Raw genomic sequence first — 21,634 nt, forward strand, 5'->3', positions numbered from 1 at the left:
CGTAAAGGCGTCACACATCGAGCAGGCGCCTCCCCTCGAAGGCGCGGCCCAGGGTGACCTCGTCCGCGTACTCCAGGTCGCCGCCGACCGGCAGGCCGCTGGCCAGTCTGGTGACCCGCAGGCCCATCGGCTTGACCATCCGCGCCAGGTACGTCGCGGTGGCCTCGCCCTCCAGGTTGGGGTCGGTCGCCAGGATCAGTTCCGTGATCGAACCGTCGGCGAGGCGGGCGAGCAGCTCGCGGATGCGCAGATCGTCCGGGCCGACGCCCTCGATCGGGCTGATCGCGCCGCCGAGCACGTGGTACCGGCCCCGGAACTCACGGGTCCGCTCGATCGCGACGACGTCCTTGGGCTCCTCGACCACGCAGATCACCGACGGGTCGCGGCGCGTGTCCCGGCAGATGTTGCACTGCTCCTGCTGGGCGACGTTGCCGCAGACCGAACAGAACCGGACCTTGTCCTTGACCTCCAGGAGGGCATGGGCGAGGCGCCGCACATCGGTCGGCTCGGCCTGAAGGATGTGGAAGGCGATCCGCTGCGCGCTCTTGGGACCGACGCCGGGCAGCCTGCCCAACTCGTCGATGAGGTCCTGAACCACGCCTTCGTACAACGGGAACGCCTTCCTTTCCTGTCCTTAGGGGCCGAGCCGGAGGATTCAGCGGGTCAGAAGGGGAGGCCGGGCATGCCGCCCAGGCCCTGGGCCAGCGGGCCCAGCTTCTGCTGCTGGAGCTGCTGCGCGTTCTCGTTCGCGGCCTGGACCGCGGCGACGACGAGGTCCGCGAGCGTCTCGGTGTCCTCCGGGTCGACGGCCTTCGGGTCGATCACCAGATTGCGGAGCTCTCCGGAACCGGTCACGGTCGCCTTCACGAGACCGCCACCCGCCTGACCCTCGACCTCGGTCCTGGCAAGTTCCTCCTGGGCCGCGGCGAGGTCCTGCTGCATCTTCTGGGCCTGCTGCAGCAGTTGCTGCATATTGGGCTGACCACCACCGGGAATCACGGTCACTCCTGGCAATTCGACGACAAAATGTTTCGGTACGCCGAGCCTACGTGGTCACCGGGCAGCTCGCCCCACCCACTGGCGCGCAACTCTTTCGAGTGAGTTTCAGGCAGCCCTTGCCAGCCTCCTATACCTGATCACAGGCCCCGCGCACCCGGGAAGACCGCGTTTTCTACCCCATGGCCCACCATTCGGCGGTAGGAAGGGCGTGCGCATCAGGTCACACAGGCACACCGGTCGTCACGCAAGGTTACCTACGCGGGACTGTCGGCCACGCCGGAGAGCAGTGAGCACCCCGCCGTCGAAACACGTCGCCGTTTCAGGCATCGCTACGCAGAATGCAGAGGAGTACCCGGTGAGTCAGCCGGAGATGCAGCCCGAAGGGCCGCCCCGCAACGAGCCCGGTCCGGCCGGCTCGGCCGGTTCCTCCGGTTCCTCCGGTTCGGGCTCCGGCGCACGCGGCCGGGATACCCGGGGCGGGGGCGGCCGGGGCGGGGATCTGACCGGTACGCCGTTCCCGCTCGGCGACTGGGGCGAACCCGCCGACCGCCTCGACGAGCTGTACCGCTGGGTCGAGACCGACGCGCTGCGCACCGCCGACTGGTACCTGAGCGACCGGGTGCGCAAGCGCCGCGGCGCCAGGGCGCTGCGGATCGGCACCGCCATCGGGACGGTCGCGGGCACCGCGCTGCCGTTGCTCGATCTGACCGGGGCGCTGCCCGGGGCGGCGGGCTGGGGCTATCTGTCGCTGCTGCTGGGTGCCGCGTGCATGGCGTGCGACCGGTACTTCGGCCTCACCTCCGGCTGGATAAGGAATCTCGCCACCGCCCAGGCCGTGCAGCGGCGCCTCCAGGTGCTGCAGTTCGACTGGGCGTCGGAGTGCGTACGGGAGGTGCTCGGCCCGACCGAGGGGACGGCCAGCGAGGCGGCCGAGCGGTGCCTGGGGGTGCTGCGGCGGTTCTCGGAGGACGTCACGGAGCTGGTGCGCACCGAGACCGCGGACTGGATGGTGGAGTTCCGGGCCGGGCCCGCGCCGATGGGGATGCAGGCGCTGTCCTCGGGCACCGGGAACAGCGGGCGTTCGGATCAGGGGGTGCTGTCGGGGCGGTTCCCGCTCCAGACGATGACCCGGCCGAACATGCCGCGCCAGCGCCCGCCGGAGTCACCGCGATGACCTCGCTGTGAACCCGGCGGCGCCCGGACGGCAGAGCAGCCGTCCGGGCGGCCTCGGCGCAGAAGTGCGACCTCGGCGCAGAAGGTCGGCCTCGGCACAGAAGTGCGACCTCGGCACAGAAGTGCGACCTCGGCACAGAAGGTCGGCCTCGGCACAGAAGCGCGGCTTCGGCCCAGAAGGGCGGCCTCGGCCCTAGCTGAAGATGATCATTGAGCCCTGGGCGAGGCTGCGGGTGGCCGCCGCGTGCAGGCCCAGCCAGACGTGCCGCTCGCGGGCAAACGGACTGTGGTCGTACGGGATCGGCGCCGCCGGTTCCTCCAGGGAGGTCGGTGCGGCGGGCGGCAGCGGGGCGGCCGGCGGGTTCGCCGGGTCGATGCCGATGGACGGGGCGACGTACTCCAGCTCCCGCAGCAGCCCGTGCGAGGAGCCGAGCGGGCCGCCGCCCGCCAGCAGGTCGTCGTTGGAGAGCGGGGCGGCGAAGTCCAGCGGGACGTACGCCCCGGCGTGGTCGTAGTGCCAGACCAGATGGGACTGCTGGGCCGTCGCCTCGAACATCTCCAGCAACTGCTCGTAGTCCCCGCCCAGTTCGCCGACCGGTGTGACGGCCAGTCCGCTGAGCTGGAGCAGGAAGGCGCGGCGCAGGAAGTGCAGGGCGTCGTAGTCGAAGCCCGCGACCGGGGCGACGTCGCCCGTCAGGCCCGGCATGTAGGCGTACACGGGGACGGGCGGCAGTCCGGCCTCGCCCAACGCGTTGTTGTAGACGGCTATTTCTTCGGCGAACGGATTGTCGGGGCTGTGGCACAGCACATCGACGAGGGGGACCAGCCACAGGTCACAGGCCACGAAGTCTCGCTCTCCCCTGGGTGCGCATGGAACGTTCGGGATGGTCGGGACAGCGTAATGCGGTGTGCGCGTTGCGCACAGTGGCCAGTACCGATGAGGGCCCTACGCCCCCGGTGCCCCGGGGTCCGGCTCCTGTCCGCCGCGCCCCGGATGTTCGAGCTCACCGACCGCGAGCCGGTCCGCCCAGTTCAGCGCGTGGGCGCTGTAGTCGTCCAGCACCGCGCGCACCGCGTCGTGGTCGCCGAGGGTGATCGCCGCGACCAGGTCCGGATGACCGTGCCAGAGCCAGTCCCGGGCCCGCGCGTCGTGGCGCAGGTACGGCACCGCGAACACCCAGGCCTGGACGCGCAGTCGGTGCAGGAAGTCGTTGATGTAGGCGTTGCCCACCAGGGTGCCCAGCTCGCGCCAGAACCGCAGGTCGTAGCCGATCAGGATGTCGAGGTCGCCGCCGAGCGCCGCGCGTGCGGCCTCCTGGGCCCTGCGGCGCACGGGGACCAGACAGTCGCGGTACCCGGTCAGTTGCGCGGTCGAGAGCGAGGGGCCGAAGAAGATGCCGCGGACGACTCCGTCGATGACCAGGCTGCGGGCCTCGACCAGCGACCGGTAGTCGGCGACGGTGAATTCCCGTACCCGGAAGCCCCGGTGCTGGTCGGATTCCAGCAGTCCCTGCGCGGAGAGGTCGAAGAGCGCCTCGCGCACCGGGGTCGCCGATACGCCGTACTGCTCGGCGATCTGCTTGACCGTGAATTCCCGGCCCGGTTGCAGACGCCCGGCAAGCACTTCGTCACGCAGCGCGTCCGCGATCTGCTGCCGCAGCGTGCTGCGGGTCACAGCTCCGCTCGCGCCCATGGCGCCCCTCCCCGTTTTTCGCTTCCGGTCACCTTAAGCCAGGGCCGCTGTGCCCGGATCCGGGCAGGGGAGGGGCGTCGTGCCGCGGGTGCGTGCTAGGCGGCCCGCGGCACCCGGGTCACGCTGTGTGCTCGTCCGCGACCGAGAGCGCCGCGTCGAGGGCCGCGAGGCCCTCCTTGGCCTCGGCCTCGGTGATGTTGCAGGCGGGGACTGCGTGTGTGCGGTTCATGTTGATGAAGGGCCACAGGCCGTTCTTCTTGGCCGCGGCACCGAAGGCCGCCATCGGCGCGTTGGCCTCGCCCGCCGCGTTGTACGGGACCAGCGGCTCGCGGGTCTCCTTGTTGCGGACCAGGTCCAGCGCCCAGAACGCGCCGAGGCCGCGGACCTCGCCGACCGACGGGTGGCGCTCGGCGAGCTCGCGCAGGCCGGGGCCGAGGACCGTCTCACCGATGTGCGCGGCGTTCTCGATGACCTTCTCGTCCTCCATCACATGGATGGTGGCGACGGCGGCGGCGCAGGCCAGCGGGTGACCGGAGTACGTGAGTCCGCCCGGGTAGGCGCGGGTCTCGAAGGTCGCGGCGATCTCGGCGGAGATCGCGACACCGCCGAGCGGCACGTAACCGGAGTTGACGCCCTTGGCGAAGGTCATCAGGTCCGGCACCACGTCGAAGTGGTCGGCGGCGAACCACTTGCCGGTGCGGCCGAAGCCGGCCATGACCTCGTCGAGGATGAAGACGATGCCGTACCGGTCGCAGATCTCGCGGACGCCCGCGAGGTAGCCGGGCGGCGGCATCATGATGCCCGCGGTGCCGGGGATGGTCTCCAGGATGATCGCGGCGATCGTGCCGGGGCCCTCGAAGGCGAGGGTGTCCTCCAGGTGCTGGAGTGCGCGGGCGCACTCCTCGGCCTCGGTCTCCGCGTGGAACGGCGAGCGGTAGAGGAACGGCGCCCAGAAGCGGACGACGCCCGCCGAGCCGTTGTCGGACGGCCAGCGGCGCGGGTCACCGGTCAGGTTGATCGCGGTGGAGGTGGCGCCGTGGTACGAGCGGTAGGCGGAGAGCACCTTCGTACGGCCGGTGTGCAGCCGGGCCATCCGGACGGCGTTCTCGACGGCCTCGGCCCCGCCGTTGGTGAAGAAGATCTTGTCCAGGTCGCCGGGGGTGCGCTCGGCGATGAGGCGTGCGGCCTCGGAGCGCGCCTCGATCGCGAACGCGGGGGCGAAGGTGGCGAGTTTGCCGGCCTGCTCCTGGATCGCGGCGACGACGGTGGGGTGCTGGTAGCCGATGTTGGTGTAGACGAGGCCGCTGGTGAAGTCCAGGTAGCGGTTGCCGTCGTAGTCCCAGAAGTACGCCCCCTCGGCGCCGGCGACGGCGAGCGGGTCGATCAGGCCCTGGGCGGACCAGGAGTGGAACACGTGCGCGCGGTCGGCGGCCTTCACGGCCGCGCCGGCAGCGGGGTCGACATGCGGGGCATGCGGGGCATGAGGGGTCATGCGGCGAGCGTAGGTCGTGCCGGGAGCCGCCCGACATGGCCACCTTGTATGGCATGGGGCCCTTCGCTGGGCAGGGTGTCGGGTTCCCGGCATACGGGGGCAGGCCCGGCCAAAGCCCGGGGCGGGGCGCCGGGCGGCTTCCGCGCGATACCGGCCGAAGCCCGCAACCGGCCCCGCCACGTGCTGCGTGGATCCCTATGATCGAGCGAGCCACGCCAGGCATCGCTCAGTTCGAACCCCGGGGAAGGACGTTCAGCGCCATGCAGAGCCTGACGCCACAGGATCCGCGTGCCATCGGCGCGTACCGGCTGCTGGGCCGTGTCGGCGCCGGCGGCATGGGCCAGGTCTATCTGGCCCGGTCCGACCGCGGCCGCACCGTAGCGATCAAGCTGGTACGGGGCGAACTCGCCGAGCAGCAGGAGTTCCGCGACCGCTTCCGCCACGAGGTACGGGCCGCCCGCCAGGTCGGGTCCGCCTGGACCGCCCCCGTGCTGGACGCCGACACCGAGGCCGCCGTGCCCTGGGTCGCCACCGGTTACGTCGCCGGGCCCTCCCTGCAGGCCACCGTCACCGGCCCGCGCACCCCCGTGGGGGTGGCCTCCGGAGCGTACGGTCCCCTCCCCGAGCGTTCGGTCCACATCCTGGGCTCCGGTCTCACCCACGCCCTCCAGGCGATCCACTCCGCCGGGCTCGTCCACCGCGACCTCAAGCCCTCCAACATCCTGCTGACGATCGACGGGCCGCGCGTCATCGACTTCGGCATCGCGCGGGCGCTGCACACGGTCTCCGACGGCGGCGTCACCCGCACCGGGGCCCTGGTCGGTTCGCCCGGCTTCATGTCGCCCGAGCAGGTGCGGGGCGAGCGGGTGACCCCGGCGTGCGACGTGTTCTGTCTCGGCTCGGTACTGGCGTACGCCTCGACCGGCCGGCTTCCGTTCGGGACGTCCGACAGCGGTGCGCACGCGCAGATGTTCCGGATCGCGCAGGAGGACCCGGACCTGACCGGTGTCCCCGTGGGCCTCGTCGAGTTGATCAGCGACTGCCTGCGGAAGGACCCGGCCGCCCGCCCGACGACGGACGAGCTCCTGGAGCGCCTGGCCGACAGCGACACGGCGGAACCCTGGCTCCCCGGCGCCCTCATAGCCCAACTCGGCCGCCACGCGGTCGAGTTGCTGGACTCCGAGGACCCGGAGGACCCGGAGGACTACCCGATCGCCCCGGCGCAGACGGCGCAGACGGCGCCCGTACCGGACCCGACTCCCCCGGCGCCCACGACGGCCGCCACGACCGCCGCACCCCCCACGGCCGCGCCCACCCACGTGCCCGCACCGGCACCCGGCTACGGCTACCCGCCCCACCCCGACCAGGGCTTCGGCGCCCAGCAGCCCCCAGCCCCCGCCGCCTACGGCTACCCGCAGCAGCCGTACCAGCCGCAGCAACACCAGCACCAGCAACCGGGATTCGGCCCCACGCCCCCGTACGGCCCGGCCTACCCCACCGCCCCGCAGCAGCCCGGCGCCGAACCGGCCCGCCGCCGACGAGGCTCCACCATCGCGCTGGTCGTCGTCGCCGTGCTCGTGGCCATAGGCGCGGGCGGATCCGTCTACGCACTCATGAACGGCAAGACGCCGGGCTCCACACCGGGCCCCACCGGCTCCCCGTCCACCAAGGACAACTCGACGGACTCCCCCACGACCGACGACCCGTCCTCGCCGGACCCCTCCTCCACCGAGGACAAGCAGAACGGCGACGGCCCCGTCCCGTCCGGCTACCTCGGCACCTGGTCGGGCTCCATCGAGAACGCGTCCGGTCGCTCCACCCGGAAGCTCGTCATCCAGCAGGGCACGGTCGGCCAGAGCGTCCTCACCCTCACCGCCGACGGCCCGCTCGACACCGGCGGCTCGTACCACTGTGTCTTCCAGGCCGATCTGACCGCGGAGCCGTCCTCGGGCGGCCCCATGGAGATCGGCCCCTCCACGGTCACGGTCGGCGAGCCCATGACGTCCTGCACCGCGGGCGGGGCCACCACGCTGACCCTGCTCCCGGACGGTTCGCTGCGCCGCACGAACAACGACAGCGGCGATCAGCTCACGTACACGAAGGTCGACTGATCACGCGCGACCAGCCCAGCAGGGCGGTCGCGGCGTGCAGCAGCAGAAGCGTGTGGACGAACCGGCCCGGCGTCGTGGGCGGGAAGTGCCAGGCCAGCGGCCAGGTCCGGCCGCTCAGCGCGGGGATCGGTACGTAACTGATCCGGCCCGCCGCCGCATTGAGCGGCGTCGCTCCCGCCGGCCACGGTCTGCCCTCCGTGCTCCCGTCCGGGACGAGGAAGTACACCGCCCGCCGCCCGTTCGCCTCCGCGACGACGGGGCCGGGCTCGCCACCCGCGATCGCCTCCATCAGCAGGGCCAGCCGACGCCCTTCTTCTCCGTCCACGCGTACGGCGTCGAATTGCACGCCCACTTTGCGCAGTTGAAATCCGGAGTACGGAATCCACTCAAGGTTCAGTTCACTTTTCGGCGCATTCACAGGACCAGTCTGACCCTTGTTGGTTACCGTTTTACGTGACTGACGAGGGGCGTCGCATACCCGTTGACCTGCGTGAACTGCCCTGAAACTCAGTCGAGTTCGGCGGGTCCGGGTAGTGACCGGTTGAGACCGGTTGAGTCGAAAAGGGATCGCAATGGCGCGAGCGGAGAACAAGGAAATGGCGAGTCCGACGGCCCGGTTGGTGGCCGAGGTGGCACGCACGATGCGCGGCAGTCGCGGGTGGACCCAGGAACAGTTGGGGGAAGAAATCGGCTACTCGGCGGCAGCAGTGAGCGCGATGGAAACATGCGCGCAACCTGCCAGTGACGACATGCTGGCGGCGCTGGAGCGGGTGCTCGGTGACAGCTCCCGCGTCTTCGAGGCGGCGCGGAAGTACATCCGGATGGAGAAGTATCCGGATGAGTTCAAGGCCTATGTGCCTCTGGAGCAGGCGGCAGTAAGAATCGAGCTGTACGCAATGGACTTCGTCCACGGGCTCTTCCAGACTGAGGCATACGCTCGGGCGCTCATCGGCGGAGGGTACCCCCCGCTCCCCGATGCACGAGTGACCGAACTCGTGGAAGCGCGAATGGCTCGCCAGGCCCTCTTTGATCGGGATCCGACGGCACTCATCCAGCTGGTACTGGAGGAGTCGGTGCTCACCCGGGTGTTCGGTGACAAGCAGATCATGCGCGAGCAGATGCGACACCTCGCCAAATGTGCCCGGCGTCGCAATGTCACGCTTCAGGTGCTGCCTTCGGACCCCGGCCCAGGCGGCGAATATGCCGGAGGACACGGCAGCTTGAACGTATTGGAGACCCCGGACCACCAGCACCTCGCCTACGTGGAGGTACAGGAGGAGAGCTGGCTACTCAGCGACCCGGCAAAGGTGAGCAGGTACGCCCAGCGCTGTGCGAAGATCCGGGCACAGGCCCTGAGTACTCGTGAATCGCTGAATTACATCGAGCGGTTGGCAGGAGATCAGCAATGAGCAGCACACCCCGTTGGTTCAAGTCCAGCTACAGCGACAGTGGCGGCGGCAACTGCATCGAAGTGGCCTTCGACTGGCACAAGTCCTCGTACAGCGCGGCCAACGGCGGCGACTGCATCGAGGTGGCCACCTGCCCCCACTCCGTTCACATCCGGGACTCCAAGATGCCCGAAGGCCCCACCTTCGCGGTCGCCCCCGATGCCTGGACGACGTTCCTCACCTGGGCGGACTGACGTTTCGCCGGGCCGGGGAGGCTTCCTGCCCCGGCCCCGCAAATGTGTAGGACCTGTGGACGCCATGACATACCCTGCGTTCGTGGGCCGCACCCCTCTCATCTCGGGTGCCAGGGCCCTCTCTTACCGTGGGGGTAAACCTTTTGCGTACGCGCAGAATCTCGGCCGCGACCTCGCTCGCGGTCCTCTTCAGCTCAGTGGTTCTGGTCGGCGGGGCGGCGAATCCGGCCGCCGCCGACTCCAGCAAGGTCCTTCCCGCCGCGTCGGTCGGCGACATCGTCGCGGACGGTGTGCACAAGCGGGTCTTCATCAGTGACCCGACCGGCGGCAAGGTGCTCGTCACCGACTACAACGGCGCGGTCGTCGGCACCATCGCGTCCCTGCCGGGTGTGACCGGCCTCGAACTCTCCGCCGACTCCGGCACGCTGTACGCCGCCGTGCCGGGCGTCGACGCGATCGTCACCATCGACACGGCCGGGCTCAAGGAGTCCGCCCGGTACGCGACCGGCGAGGGCACCGACCCGAAGCACCCGGCGCTGGCGGGCGGCAAGCTCTGGTTCGGGTACGGGGCGGCGGGCGAGGGCAACATCGGATCGCTCGACCTGTCCGGCGCCGAGCCGGTCGTCACCCTGGACCAGGACCAGGACCGCACCTGGTTCTCCGCGCCGACCCTGGCGTCCGCGCCCGGCGCACCGGGCACGCTGGCCGCCGGCATCGAGACGCAGAGCCCCGCGGAACTCGCGGTGTACGACGTCGCCTCGGGGACGGCCACCCGGACCGCGCACGCCTCCGTCGACGGCGGCAACATGCGCGACCTGGCGCTGAGCCCGGACGGCAAGCAGATCGTGGTGGCCAGCGCGGCCCCGCACCTGCACCAGGCGTACAACACGGCGGACCTCTCGCGGGGGGCCGCGTACCCGTCCACCTCGTACCCCAACGCGATCGACATCGCCCCGAACGGCACGGTCGCCGCGGGATCGTCCGCCTGGTACGACCCGGACGTCTACGTCTACAAGCCCGGCAGCACCACCAAGGCCGTCCGGACGTACGAGTTCCCCAACACCGGGAACAGCAGCGGCGCGGACACCCTGATGGACGCGGGGCTGGCCTGGGCGCCGGACACCAGCAGGTTGTTCGCGGTCACCGCGAACAGCCTGGGCGTCCGTTCGCTGCGGGTGCTCACCGACGCCGTGAAGTCCGCGAGCACCGTCACGGTCAACGCCCCGGCGAAGTCGGCGCTCAACAAGAAGATGACCGTCACGGGGCGGGTGAAGTCCGAGGGCGCGTTCCCGGCGGGCGCGAAGGCCACGATCACGCGCACCGACATCGAGTCGCCCAAGGGCAAGGCGCTTCCCGCGGTGGCGCTGAAGTCGGACGGCAGCTTCTCCTTCGCCGACACCCCGACCGCCGGCGGCCAGGTCACGTACAAGGTGTCGTACGCGGGCGACGCGACCCACTCCGCGGCCTCCGGCTCCGACAAGGTCGCCGTGCCCCGGACCGTCACCTCGCTGACCGTGAACCACAACAAGGCGCTGTACTCGTACGGCACCGACGTGACGTTCACGGCCCACCTCGGCAAGACGTACAAGAACCGCACCGTCGAGCTGTGGGTGGACCCGTTCGGCTCGGACAAGCCGAACAAGCTGGTGAAGACCGGCAAGGTCGACTCCAAGGGCAACCTGTCGACCAAGGTCGACATGGCCCGGGATACCACCGTCACCGCGGTCTTCAAGGGCGACGGCCGGTACACCTCGAAGAAGGTCACGTCGACCGCGTACGCCAAGGTGAAGGTCTCGACCTCCATCTCGAAGCAGTACAGGACGGCGAAGATCGGCAAGACGTCGTACCGGTACTTCCACAAGAAGACCGACCCGGTCTTCACGACGTCGATGACGTACTACAAGAACCGCTCGCACAAGCTGTCCCTGGAGCTGTACTACCAGGGCAAGTGGTACGACGCGGGCTCGCAGTACTTCAAGCTCGGCACCAGCGGGAAGTCCATCGTGACGCTGCAGGGCACCCACGACACGGGCTACCGGATGCGCGTCCGTGCCTCGTACGTCAACGGCACCTCGGGCGACACGGTGAACTCGACCACGCACGGCGCCTGGCAGTACTTCATCTTCACGAAGTAACCGCCCGGCGCCCCTGCCCCGCCCGCGCTACACCAGCGGCTTCGCCGACATCAGAAGGTGCTGGTGAGCGGGGCGGCCGCCGTCCGGCTGCGCGTCCCCGGCAGCCGGACGGCCGGTCACCATCGCCCGCTGCCCCGGTCCCATCAGCTCGAACCGGATCACGGGGGCGTCGAACGAGCCCAGCGCGTCCATCAGATACGCGGGGTTGAAGGCGACCGTCAGGTCCGCGGCGCCCTCCAGCACGGCGGGCAGGCGCTGGGAGGCGACGTCGTCCTCGTAGCCCGCCTGGAGCAGCACCGAGCCCTCGGAGAAGGCGAGTTGGAGCGGACTGCCGCCCTCCGCGACGACGGCCACCCGCTTGACGGCCTCGACCAGGGGCGCCCGGTCCGTCTCGGCGGTGACCGCGCCGGTCATCGTGAACAGCTTGTCGTGGCGCGGCAGCCGGCCGTCGAGCAGCCGCACCGTCGTACGCGTCCCGGCCTGCTCGAAACCGGCCGAACCGCCGTCCAGGGCCAGGCTGACCATGCCGCCCCGGCCGAAGGAGCGGGCGATCTCGGTGAGTCTGCGGGCGGAGACCACGACATCGGCCGAGACACCGTCCCGGCCAGGCTTCCAGGAGAGCGTGCGCACCGCGAAGCGGTAGCGGTCCGTGGCGGCGAGCGTCATCCGGTCGCCGTCCAGCGCCAGCCGGATGCCGGTCAGCGTCGGCAGCGTGTCGTCCCGGCCCGCCGCCACCGTCACATGGGCGACGGCCGCCGCGAACTCCTCCGCGTCCACCGCGCCGAGCACCTCCGGCAGCGACGGCAGGGACGGGTAGTCGTCGAACGGCAGCACCGAGAGGCCGAACCGGGCACCGTCACTCGCCAGCGAGAACCGCGAGCCCTCGACCGCGCACTCCACCACCTTCTCGGGCAGCACCTTGCAGACGTCGAGCAGCCGGCGGCCCATGACCAGCACCTTCCCGGCCCGTACGGTCTCCGCCGCCACCTCGATGTGGGCGGACGCCTCGTAGTCCAGCCCCGAGATGCTCAGCCGGCCGTCGGCCGCCTCCAGCAGCAGCCCGCCCAGCACGGGAACGGGCGAGCGCGTGGGCAGCACCCGGGCGGCCCAGGCCACGGCATCGGTCAGTGCGCTGCGCTCAATGCGGAATTCCATGGCGGCGGCCTCTCCCGGTCGACTCCGATCGCGGACGCGATCGCGAGCCGACACTAGGGGCCGCCACTGACAACGGAAGAAGTTGAACGGTTGCGGCCGACGCGACAGCGGCCACCCCCGTGAGCCGCTGCTGTCGCCCCCGTACCCCTCCCCCGAGGGTGCCGCAACCGTGTTCGGACTCTAGGTCTTCGGGTACGTACCCGAAAGCTTCAATTCGCACTGTGTGGACCGTCGTGGGTATCAGTCCGCACAATCAAACCGGTAGCCTTGATTCCGGTTTTTTGGCAGGCGATTCCGGTTTTCGGCAGGAGTGGAGGACTTGTGCGCGCGCGGGAACGGGCCGATGACGTACTGCGGATGTACCGGCTGGCCCGGTCCGGCGGATCCCAGAAGCTGCTGCACTGGGTGTCCGGCCGGGCAGCGGGCTGGGCCGGGCTGCTCGACGGGGACGGCACGGTGCTGCACGGCGTGACCCGGAGCCAGGACGGCACGGGTGTGGAGGCGGCCTCGCTGGCGCGCGAGTACGCGAAGAAGCTGCCGGGGCTCGACGCCCGCTCCTTCTCCTTCGACCGGGGCACGCACACCGCGCTGCTGTTCCCGCTGGACGGACCGCCGGACGCCGCCGCCCCGATCCTGGCCGTGGTCGCGCCCCACCCGCTGCCGGACGGGCTCGCCGTCCTGCTCGCCGACGTGGCGATGCCGCTCGCCATGTGCTGGGCGGCGGAGGCGGTGGAGCGCAAGCGGCGCCGCGTGGACCTCGCGGAGTCCCGCAGCCGGGAGGCGGTGCTGCATCTGCTCATGACGGGTCAGCTGTCCATCGCCCACCAGGTGGCGGGCGCGCTGAAGCCCAACCTGCCCGACCCCGTCCGGGTGTACGTCGTGGAGTGTCCGGCCGGCCGCCGGGACGAGGTGGCGCGGATCTGCACGGAGCTGTCCGGCGGCCGGTCCTGGATCGTCCGCTGCCCGGTGTACGCCCGCCATCTGATCCTCGTCGTGCCGGCCGACGCGGGCGTCGCCGAACAGCGGCTCGGCCTCCGGGTCGCCGGGGCGGTCACCGAGTGCGTCGCGGGGGTGAGCGAGGACGTCCCGCTGGCCGACACCGCGACCGGCTACCGCCAGGCGTTCCACGCGCTGGCCGTGGCCCGCGGGCTGCCCGCCCGGCACGCCCGCTTCGGCTCGGCGCCGGACCCGGCAGTGGCCGCCGGGGCGGCCGGGGCGCGGTGGGCGGACGAGCTGCTGCACCCGCTGCTCACGTATCTGCCGCGCCGCAGCCAGGACCCGGGCAGCCAGGAGCTCGCGGCGACGCTCACCTCCTGGCTGGCCTTCTCCTCGCACGCGACCCAGCATCTGAAGATCCACCGCAACACCCTGGCCGCCCGGCTCCGGCTGATCGGCGAGCTGCTCGGCCTGGACCTGAACCGGGTCGGTGACCAGGCCGCCCTCGACCTGGCCCTGCGGATCCGCGCCACCCCCACCGCGCCCGGCAGGACCGGCCGGGACCAGCGGGCGGCCCGGACGCCGCTCGGCCTGGACGACATCCTGGGCGGGCCGGCCGTACGGGAATGGGCGGCCCAGCAACTGCGCCCGCTCACCGGCCCAGGCCCGGCGAAGAGCTCCGCCGACCCGCGGGAGACCCTCCGTACCTGGCTGGAGTGCGAGGGCCACCTCGCCTCGTCCGCGCAGTCGTTGGGGATCTCGGTGCCGGGTGTCCGCAAACGCCTCACCCGGCTCGAATCGGTCCTGGGCCGTTCACTGCTCCAGACGCCCAGCGCCCGTTACGACCTGTGGCTCGCCTTCCGGGCCCTGGACCTCGCGGAGCCCGGCACCGCCCGCTGAACCCGAAAGGGGGCGCGTCCGGCCGGAGCCGGGCACGCCCCCGCCGGGTGGGGGACAGCGGGAGCCGCGGGTCAGCAGCTCAGGTTGGAACCGGGGGTGGTGCCGAGGATCTGCACGAACGCCTGGTAGCGGTCGATGCGGCTCTGGACCTGGGAGGGGTTGCCTCCGTTGCACTCCAGGGTGCCGTTGATGGAGCGGATGGTCTCGCCGAACCCGGCGCCGTTCACCATGGCGTTGTGGGCGGTCATCGTGCCGGGGCCGTTCTGGGTGTTCCAGTACCAGAGGCCGGTCTTCCAGGCGACCGAGGCATTCTGCTCGACCAGGTACGGGTTGCCCAGCAGGTCGATGCCGAGCGCGTCACCGGCGGCCTTGTAGTTGAAGTTCCAGCTGAGCTGGATCGGGCCGCGTCCGTAGTACGCGGCCTGGCCGGCCGGGCAGCCGTAGGGCTGGCTGCTGTCGCAGTAGTGCGGGTAGTTGGACGTGTTCTGCTCGACCACGTACACCAGACCGCCGGTCTCGTGGCTGACGTTGGCGAGGAACGCCGCCGCCTCCTGGCGCTTGACGGTGTCGCTGCCGGTGTTCGCGAAGCCCGGGTACGCGCTCAGGGCCGCGGTCAGCCCCTCGTACGTGTAGAACGAATTCCGGTTCGGGAACATCTGGTTGAACTGCGCCTCGCTGACGACGAAGCCGGACGGGGTGCCCGGGTCCGTGCCGCCGTCACCACAACTGCCCTGGTCCGCCCAGACGTCCGAGCTGCCGGGGGTCTCGTTCTGGGTCCACCACTTGGCGGTCCAGTTGTGCCCGTTGTAGGAGGCGGACCCGCCCCCGGTGTAGACGGACGAGGAGTTCCAGGGGGTCGCGCAGGCGGCCGCCGCGGCGGCGTTGGCGGCGGTGACCGCGGGGAGGAAGACGACCGTTGCGGCGACCGCGGCCAACGCGGTCAGCAGGCCCATGAAGCGCCTGATCATGCGATCACTCCTTCGGTGCGGCGCACCGGTCCGAGCGGTGCGCCGCCATGGGGGGTTGCCCGTCACTCAAGCGGCACTGGTCTGAACCTGTCAAGGTCTAGACCAAAAGAGCAGCCCGTGCAGGGAAGCATCCAGGGGCGCACGGACGGCGCATCATGCTCATCACGCGCATCGCGTGACGGCGTATGACGGCATTTGACGCCGCGTCAACAGGTCAGTCCGGAGCCCGGTGCCGTGCCGAGGACGGACGTGATCCGCTCGTACTTGGCCACCCGGGCCGCGACCGAGGCGGGGTTGCCGCCGTCGCACTCCAGGGCCCCGTTGAGCGAACGGATCGTCTCGCCGAAGCCCGCACCGCCGACCATCGCCTCGTGCGAGGTCATCGTGCCGGGGCCGTTCTGGGTGTTCCAGTACCAGAGCGCGGTCTGCCAGGCGACGGACGGATCCCGCTCGACGAGCCAGGGGTCGCCCAGCAGATCGAGACCGAGCGCGTCGCCCGCGGCCTTGTAGTTGAAGTTCCAGCTGAACATGATCGGGCCCCGGCCGTAGTACGCCTTCTGCCCGGCCGGGCAGCCGTACGGCCGGCTGTAGTCGCACTTGCGCCAGTAGTTGTCCTCGTTGATCTCCTTCACGTACTGGAGCCCTACCGACTCGAAGTCCGCGTGGGTCAGGAACGCCGCCGCCTCCCGGGCGCGGGTGGCAGGCGTGCCGGTGTTCGCGAAGCGCGGGTAGGCGTGCAGGGCGTCGATCAGCCCCTGGTACGTGTAGAAGGGGTTGCGGTCCGGGAAGATCTCGTCGAACTGCGCCTCACTGATGGCGAAGTCCGAGACCCCGCCCGTACAGGCCCCCCGGTCGTCCCAGACGCCCGTGGCGCCCGGATTCTCGTTCCGCGTCCACCACTTGGCCGTCCAGTTGCGGCCGTGGTGCGAGACCGTGCCGTCGGCCGTGTAGGCGGTCGACGCACTCCACAGGGGCGCGCACGGTGCGACCGGCCCGGTGGTGGCGGAGGCGGCGGGGGCGAGGGCGACCGTCGCGACGAGGGAACTCAGCACGACCAGAAGGCTCTTGATCCGTTTCAGCGCTGCTCACTCCTTCGACAGGGCACGCCGAACCCCTCGGCGGGCCGTCCGGATGTCCCGCCACTCAAGCCTCACTGGTCTGGACCTGTCAAGGTCTGGACCAGTCGGAGAACAACGGGCGAACACCACCCGACAGGACCCTCGGGCGCCCCCAACTCCCCGTGCCCCGTACGTACGGTGGCCGAAGGTTTCCTCAAGGGGGTGCGAGGACCGTGGAGTGGCTCAGCGCCGAGAACATCGTGGCCGTGGCGACCGCCGTACTGGGTGTCCTGGCCTCCGTCGGGGTGCTCTGGTACGAGCGCCGGGTGCCCCGCCGCAAGCGGATCGGCTACCGCGTCCAGATGGACACCCCGATCGGCAGCGAGGCGGGTCTGGGGCGGGCCAATGTGCGGCTCGGCCTCTTCGGCGAGACGCCGGACATGGACGATGCCACGCTCGTCCTGCTCCGGATCGAGAACGACGGCTCGCAGTCCATCGCCGACAACGACTACACCGGACGCGGACTCCACGGGCTGACCGCCGAGTTCACCGGCCGCACGGTCCACAGCGTCGCCGTCACGCACGCGCCCGGCGCCGACCATCTGATGGAGCACTTCACCCCGGACGGCGGGCTGCGCCAGAGCGGATCGCGGATCCGGCTGCCGCGCGTACCGCTCAACCGGGGCGAGCACTTCAAGCTGCTGGTGCTGCTCACCGGGGCGCCCGTGGACAGCCCCATCCGCATCGTCGGCGGCATCCAGGACGGCGAGGTCGGCCCCAACCGGGCGGTCCGCCCCGACGACAAGCCCCCGCTGTTCGGCCCGGCCGCCCGGCTGATCACCGTCGCGCTGACCGTCTGCGTCGTCACGCTGGCCTCGATCATCCTGGTGCGCGACGACACCCCGCCCCCGATGGGCTGCCGGCGCGGCACGCTGGTCGTGACCGGCTCCACCGCCTTCAGGCCGGCCCTGCTGGACCTGGCAAAGAAGTACGAGCGGGAGTGCGAGGGCGCCGACATCCGCGTGCAGGTGCACGGCAGCAACGCCGGGATACGGGACCTCGCGGACCGGGGCGCCGAGGCCGGGAGTTCCGGCGCCCCCGCCGTGATCGCCTTCTCCGACGGGCCCAGGCCGGACGGCTTCCCGCAGCTGCGCGAGAGCCGGGTCGCCGTCTCGCTCTTCCGCCTCGTCGTCAACGACCGGGTGGGGCTGAGGAATCTGAGCCTCACCGACGTCCGGCGGATCTACCGCGGCGAGATCCGCAACTGGAAGACCCTCGGCGGCCCCGACCTGCCCGTGCTCCTGGTCAGCCGGGACGCCAACTCCGGCACCCGCGAGGTCTTCCAGCGCCGCGTGCTCGGCCACAACGAACCGGCCCAGTCCTCCCGCGACTGCACCACCAAGGACGACGAGCGGGCCCGGGTGGTCCGCTGCGAGCTCGACTCCACCGAACAGGTCCTGGCCATGGTCGGCCGGCGCGACGGCGCGATCGGCTACAGCGAACTGCGCCTGGGCACGCCGCTGCGCGGCGCCCACCCGCTCGCCATCGACGCGGCCACCCCGTCCGCCGACACGATCGGCTCCAGCACGTACCCGTACCGCGAGATCGAGTACGCCTACACCTACGGCCGGCCGCCCACCGGCTCACTGACCGCCGGCTTCCTGGGCTACCTCACCCGGGGCGACGGCCAGGACGTGATCCGCGCCCGCGGCCACCTGCCGTGCGCGACGCCGGAGGCGCTGCGGATCTGCGGCGAGAGGTGAGCGCGCGAAGGGGCCGGGGCGGCTCTTGCGGGCCGCCCCGGCCCCTTCCTTCTGTCCTGCTTGCTTTCCCGCCTGCGGTCCCGCTTACAGGAAGGAGTTGATCTCGATGGTCTCGGTGCGGCCGGGGCCGACACCGATCGCGGAGATCGGGGCGCCGGACATCTCCTCCAGCGCCTTCACGTACGCCTGCGCGTTCTTCGGCAGGTCACCGAAGGTCTTGGCCTTCGTGATGTCCTCGGACCAGCCCGGCAGCATCTCGTAGACCGGCTTCGCGTGGTGGAAGTCGGTCTGGCTGTACGGGAGCTCCTCGACGCGCTTGCCGTCGATCTCGTACGCCACGCACACCGGGATCTGCTCCCAGCCGGTCAGCACGTCCAGCTTGGTGAGGAAGAAGTCGGTGAGACCGTTGACCCGGGTCGCGTACCGTGCGATCACCGCGTCGAACCAGCCGCAGCGACGGTCGCGGCCGGTGGTGACACCGCGCTCGCCACCGATCCGGCGCAGCGCCTCGCCGTCCTCGTCGAGCAGCTCCGTCGGGAACGGACCGGCGCCGACGCGGGTGGTGTACGCCTTGAGGATGCCGATGACCCGGCTGATCTTCGTCGGGCCCACGCCGGCACCGGTGCAGGCGCCGCCCGCGGTCGGGTTCGACGAGGTGACGAAGGGGTACGTGCCGTGGTCGACGTCGAGCAGCGTGCCCTGACCGCCCTCGAAGAGGACGACCTTGCCCGCGTCGATGGCGTCGTTCAGGATCAGCGTCGTGTCGGCGACGTAGGGCTTGATCTGCTCCGCGTACTGGAGCATCTCCTCGACGATCTTGCCGGACTCGATGGCACGGCGGTTGAAGACCTTGGCCAGGAGCTGGTTCTTCTGCTCCAGGGCCGCGTCGACCTTCTGTTCCAGGATCGACTCGTCGTAGAGGTCCTGGACGCGGATGCCCACTCGGTTGATCTTGTCGGCGTACGTCGGGCCGATGCCACGGCCGGTCGTGCCGATCTTGCGCTTCCCGAGGAACCGTTCCGTCACCTTGTCGATCGTGACGTTGTACGGGGTGATCAAATGGGCATTGCCGCTGATCAGCAGCTTGGACGTGTCCACGCCGCGGTCGTTCAGCCCACTCAGCTCGGAGAGCAGGACGGCCGGGTCGACGACGACACCGTTTCCGATGACCGGGGTACACCCCGGCGAAAGGATTCCGGAGGGGAGGAGATGCAGTGCGTACTTCTGGTCACCGACGACCACCGTATGGCCGGCGTTGTTGCCGCCTTGGTAGCGCACCACATAGTCCACGGATCCACCGAGGAGGTCGGTGGCCTTTCCCTTGCCCTCGTCACCCCACTGAGCACCGAGCAGCACAAGTGCGGGCACAGGCGTACACCCCTTCCGGGCGGGGCATGTCCAAGGTCAGGGGGCGTACGTAAACGTCGTACATGCCGTACGACGATGTACGACAAGGCCTGAACCGTCGAACCGGGTGCCCCGGAATAGACGAAGCCCCTGGCGCAATAGCGCAAGGGGCTCTTGCACCAAGATGCTACCCGAGGAAGGACCGAGGTGTCGGCTGCCCAGCCCCCCGGCGACGGTGCGCACCAGCTGCTGGTGGTCATCGACCCGGTCGCCCGCCGGACCGACGGCGAGTCCGTGCGTATCGCGAAGGACGTGCTGAGCGCCGGTTCGCACGCCAAGATCTGCCTGCCCGACGGGCCCGAGGAGTTCGCCAGGGCCCTGTCCCGCCGGGGTGGCCGGCGGCCGGTGGTGGTCGGCGACGACCGTGCGCTGCGGCGGGCGGTGGCCCAGCTGTACCGGGAGCGGGAGCCGGACGGGAGCGTGCTCTCGCTGATCCCGGTCGGCACCGCGGCCGCGCTGGAACTGGCCCATTCGCTCGGCGTGCCCACGGGGGCGGTGGCGGCGGCGCGCACCGCGCTGGACGGCGCCGTGCGCAGGCTCGACCTGCTGGTCGACGACAGCGACGGCGTGGTCCTGGGCGCGCTGCACATCCCGGCGCTGAGCACGCTGCCGGGCGCGGCGGCCGCGCACACGGGGGTCACGGCGGTCTGGGACACCTGCCGCAATCTGGTCCGCACCCTGGTCCGCCCCGCCCCGTCGGCACCAGCCACCCCGCCGCCCACGCACCGGCTGCGGATCGAGGCCGACGGGGTGCTGCTGAACGACCTGGACCACCCGGTCGAATCGGTGACGGTGACCTCGCGATGCGGTGACGGGGGCCTCGCGGAAGTAGTCATCCGCCCGCCTTCGGCCGATCCGGTGACGACGGAGGCGAAGGCCGTCACGGTCTCGGGCGCGGACTTCCGCTACCGGGCGGACATACAGGTCGGCGGCCCGGTCCGGACGAGGACGTGGACGGTGCGGGCGGGGGCCTGGGGGCTGATGCTGCCGGTGGCGGAAGGATGACGGGCGTGCTGCCGGTGGCGGAGGGATGACAGACGTGCTGCCGGTGGCGGAGGGATGCGGTACACCGTTGTCGTAGCCGTTGTGTGCGCGGTCATGGGGGCCGACACGGTCCCGGGCGCGCCGAGGGCCCTCGCGGTCCTGACCGGGATCGTGGGCGCCTACCGGGCCTGGCGGACGCTCACCTCGGGCATCCCGTCGGCGCGCCGGACGGCCCGTGCCGCCACTGCTCCGGAGCCCCGGACGCGGCGGTACGCGCTGCTGTTCGACGTGGGCGACGCGGCCGAGGGGGCCCTGCTGGTGATCTTCCCGGCCGAAGGGGCGGACGCGCTGCCGGAGGGGCTGGCGCGGATCGTGCCGGAGGGGCTGGCGCGGATCGTGCCGCCGGGGCCGGACAAGTGCCCCTGGGCGGGGCTGCCCGCGCCGACCGGGACCGTCGAGCTGCGCGGGTGGCCGGACGGGGAGCGGGTGGTCGTCGCCTGGATCGAGGGGCGGCCGTACTGGCCGCGGGACGTGTACCAGGACGTCGACCCGTCCGACCCCGAGGCCCTCGAAGCCGTGTCGGAGCTGCTCCCCGGCCCGATGTGACGGTCACATGGGGCGGTTTCCCCGGCCCTGTGTGACGGTCACACGGGGCGGTTCGGGAGGTCGAGCGTCTTGCGGTGCTCGTGCCAGCGGCCCATCATCCCGACCAGCTCCGCCTGCAGGAACTCGAAGAACGCCACCGTCTCGGCGATCCGGGCACCGGCCGGGGTGTCCTCGCCCAGGATGCGGACGCCCTCCTTCAGGGTGTTCTCCCAGCGGGTCAGCACCCGGTCCCGGCTGGCGAAGGTGGAGAACCAGACCTCGTCGATCAGGCGGTAGCGGTCGCGGCGCGAGCCCGGGTCGCGTTCGCGGCCGACCATGCTGACCTGTGTGAGGTAGCTGACCGCGCCGGACACGGCCGCCGGGCTGATCTGCAGCGCCACGGCGAGCTCCGCGGAGGTCATGGACCCGTCGTCGTCCGCGAGGAGCGCGGCGAAGACCCGGGACGCCATCCGCTGCATCCCCGCCTCGGTCATCTCGGACGCGAACCGCTCCACGAACCGTGACACGGCCTCCTCGTCACGCCCGGAGCGCGTGTTCTCTTCGGTCTCGCTGGTCATCGCCCGATCGTCTCCCCTGATTTCCGGCCCCCGGTCTTTCGGCCCTGCCGTGACA

General features: G+C 70.9%; 20 protein-coding genes. 9 read left to right on the top strand and 11 right to left on the bottom strand.

What is annotated here, in order from left to right:
* Positions 1-10: 10 nt before the first annotated feature.
* Positions 11-610 (bottom strand): recombination mediator RecR, encoded by a 600-nt coding sequence (gene recR, locus EES42_RS19735; protein ID WP_124719582.1) that lies wholly within the window; start codon positions 608-610, stop codon positions 11-13.
* Positions 611-663: 53 nt separating this feature from the next.
* Positions 664-999 carry a YbaB/EbfC family nucleoid-associated protein gene (locus EES42_RS19740; protein ID WP_072487886.1) on the bottom strand — a complete coding sequence of 112 codons (336 nt, stop codon included), beginning with the start codon at positions 997-999 and terminating at the stop codon, positions 664-666.
* A 355-nt stretch (positions 1,000-1,354) separates the two neighbouring features.
* Between EES42_RS19740 and EES42_RS19745 the strand changes: the two genes are divergently transcribed.
* Positions 1,355-2,173, top strand: a complete 819-nt coding sequence (locus tag EES42_RS19745; protein ID WP_241196477.1) for an SLATT domain-containing protein — start codon at positions 1,355-1,357, stop codon at positions 2,171-2,173.
* Between the two features lie 192 nt (positions 2,174-2,365).
* Here the strand turns inward: EES42_RS19745 and EES42_RS19750 are convergent, their stop codons facing one another.
* From EES42_RS19750 to EES42_RS19760, 3 genes are all read right to left on the bottom strand, one after another.
* A complete protein-coding gene (locus tag EES42_RS19750; protein ID WP_124719583.1) occupies positions 2,366-3,016 on the bottom strand; it encodes a hypothetical protein in 651 nt (216 codons plus the stop codon).
* Positions 3,017-3,118: 102 nt separating this feature from the next.
* On the bottom strand, positions 3,119-3,865 hold the full coding sequence (locus tag EES42_RS19755; protein ID WP_124719584.1) for a GntR family transcriptional regulator: 747 nt from the start codon (positions 3,863-3,865) through the stop codon (positions 3,119-3,121).
* Positions 3,866-3,983: 118 nt separating this feature from the next.
* On the bottom strand, positions 3,984-5,357 hold the full coding sequence (locus EES42_RS19760; RefSeq protein ID WP_124719585.1) for an aspartate aminotransferase family protein: 1,374 nt from the start codon (positions 5,355-5,357) through the stop codon (positions 3,984-3,986).
* Between the two features lie 260 nt (positions 5,358-5,617).
* On the opposite strand from EES42_RS19760, the gene EES42_RS19765 reads away from it, so the two are divergent.
* Positions 5,618-7,468 carry a serine/threonine-protein kinase gene (locus tag EES42_RS19765; protein WP_124719586.1) on the top strand — a complete coding sequence of 617 codons (1,851 nt, stop codon included), beginning with the start codon at positions 5,618-5,620 and terminating at the stop codon, positions 7,466-7,468.
* Here EES42_RS19765 and EES42_RS19770 read toward each other — a convergent pair.
* Positions 7,446-7,814, bottom strand: coding sequence for a hypothetical protein (locus EES42_RS19770; protein WP_241196528.1), 369 nt, complete (start codon positions 7,812-7,814; stop codon positions 7,446-7,448). The two genes, EES42_RS19765 and EES42_RS19770, sit on opposite strands and share 23 nt — an antisense overlap.
* A 226-nt stretch (positions 7,815-8,040) precedes the next feature.
* Between EES42_RS19770 and EES42_RS19775 the strand changes: the two genes are divergently transcribed.
* The 3 genes from EES42_RS19775 (at position 8,041) to EES42_RS19785 (ending at position 11,245) form a co-directional block, all read left to right on the top strand.
* Complete coding sequence (locus EES42_RS19775; protein WP_124719587.1) at positions 8,041-8,877, top strand: helix-turn-helix domain-containing protein; 837 nt, start codon at positions 8,041-8,043, stop codon at positions 8,875-8,877.
* Positions 8,874-9,110, top strand: coding sequence for a DUF397 domain-containing protein (locus EES42_RS19780; protein ID WP_124719588.1), 237 nt, complete (start codon positions 8,874-8,876; stop codon positions 9,108-9,110). The genes EES42_RS19775 and EES42_RS19780 overlap by 4 nt, the downstream gene beginning before the upstream one ends.
* 143 nt (positions 9,111-9,253) lie before the next feature.
* Complete coding sequence (locus EES42_RS19785) at positions 9,254-11,245, top strand: Ig-like domain repeat protein (RefSeq protein ID WP_124719589.1); 1,992 nt, start codon at positions 9,254-9,256, stop codon at positions 11,243-11,245.
* Positions 11,246-11,272: 27 nt separating this feature from the next.
* Here EES42_RS19785 and dnaN read toward each other — a convergent pair whose 3' ends face one another.
* Positions 11,273-12,400 (bottom strand): DNA polymerase III subunit beta, encoded by a 1,128-nt coding sequence (gene dnaN / locus EES42_RS19790; RefSeq protein WP_124719590.1) that lies wholly within the window; start codon positions 12,398-12,400, stop codon positions 11,273-11,275.
* 357 nt (positions 12,401-12,757) lie between these two features.
* Between dnaN and EES42_RS19795 the strand changes: the two genes are divergently transcribed.
* Positions 12,758-14,236, top strand: a complete 1,479-nt coding sequence (locus EES42_RS19795; RefSeq protein WP_206433541.1) for a helix-turn-helix domain-containing protein — start codon at positions 12,758-12,760, stop codon at positions 14,234-14,236.
* A gap of 71 nt (positions 14,237-14,307) precedes the next feature.
* Here EES42_RS19795 and EES42_RS19800 read toward each other — a convergent pair whose 3' ends face one another.
* Together EES42_RS19800 and EES42_RS19805 are read right to left on the bottom strand one after the other, a co-directional pair.
* Entirely contained in the window at positions 14,308-15,204 is an 897-nt protein-coding gene (locus EES42_RS19800; protein ID WP_124719592.1) for a glycoside hydrolase family 19 protein, read from the bottom strand.
* A 206-nt stretch (positions 15,205-15,410) separates the two neighbouring features.
* The gene (locus tag EES42_RS19805; RefSeq protein ID WP_124719593.1) at positions 15,411-16,256 is read right to left on the bottom strand and encodes a glycoside hydrolase family 19 protein; all 846 of its coding nucleotides are present in this window, start codon (positions 16,254-16,256) and stop codon (positions 15,411-15,413) included.
* A 239-nt stretch (positions 16,257-16,495) separates the two neighbouring features.
* Here EES42_RS19805 and EES42_RS19810 point away from each other — a divergent pair, with 239 nt between their 5' ends.
* A complete protein-coding gene (locus EES42_RS19810; RefSeq protein ID WP_124719594.1) occupies positions 16,496-18,025 on the top strand; it encodes a substrate-binding domain-containing protein in 1,530 nt (509 codons plus the stop codon).
* Positions 18,026-18,109: 84 nt separating this feature from the next.
* On the opposite strand, the gene EES42_RS19815 is transcribed toward EES42_RS19810, so the two are convergent.
* On the bottom strand, positions 18,110-19,393 hold the full coding sequence (locus EES42_RS19815) for an adenylosuccinate synthase (protein ID WP_093547661.1): 1,284 nt from the start codon (positions 19,391-19,393) through the stop codon (positions 18,110-18,112).
* Positions 19,394-19,579: 186 nt separating this feature from the next.
* Here EES42_RS19815 and EES42_RS19820 point away from each other — a divergent pair, with 186 nt between their 5' ends.
* Both EES42_RS19820 and EES42_RS19825 read left to right on the top strand, forming a co-directional pair.
* Complete coding sequence (locus EES42_RS19820) at positions 19,580-20,437, top strand: diacylglycerol kinase family protein (RefSeq protein WP_124719595.1); 858 nt, start codon at positions 19,580-19,582, stop codon at positions 20,435-20,437.
* Positions 20,438-20,491: 54 nt separating this feature from the next.
* Positions 20,492-21,022, top strand: coding sequence for a hypothetical protein (locus tag EES42_RS19825; protein WP_206433520.1), 531 nt, complete (start codon positions 20,492-20,494; stop codon positions 21,020-21,022).
* A 38-nt stretch (positions 21,023-21,060) separates the two neighbouring features.
* Here EES42_RS19825 and EES42_RS19830 read toward each other — a convergent pair whose 3' ends face one another.
* Positions 21,061-21,579, bottom strand: coding sequence for a GbsR/MarR family transcriptional regulator (locus tag EES42_RS19830; RefSeq protein ID WP_124719597.1), 519 nt, complete (start codon positions 21,577-21,579; stop codon positions 21,061-21,063).
* Positions 21,580-21,634 lie beyond the last annotated feature (55 nt).

This window comes from Streptomyces sp. ADI95-17, from assembly GCF_003846175.1.
Lineage (GTDB): Bacteria > Actinomycetota > Actinomycetes > Streptomycetales > Streptomycetaceae > Streptomyces > Streptomyces sanglieri.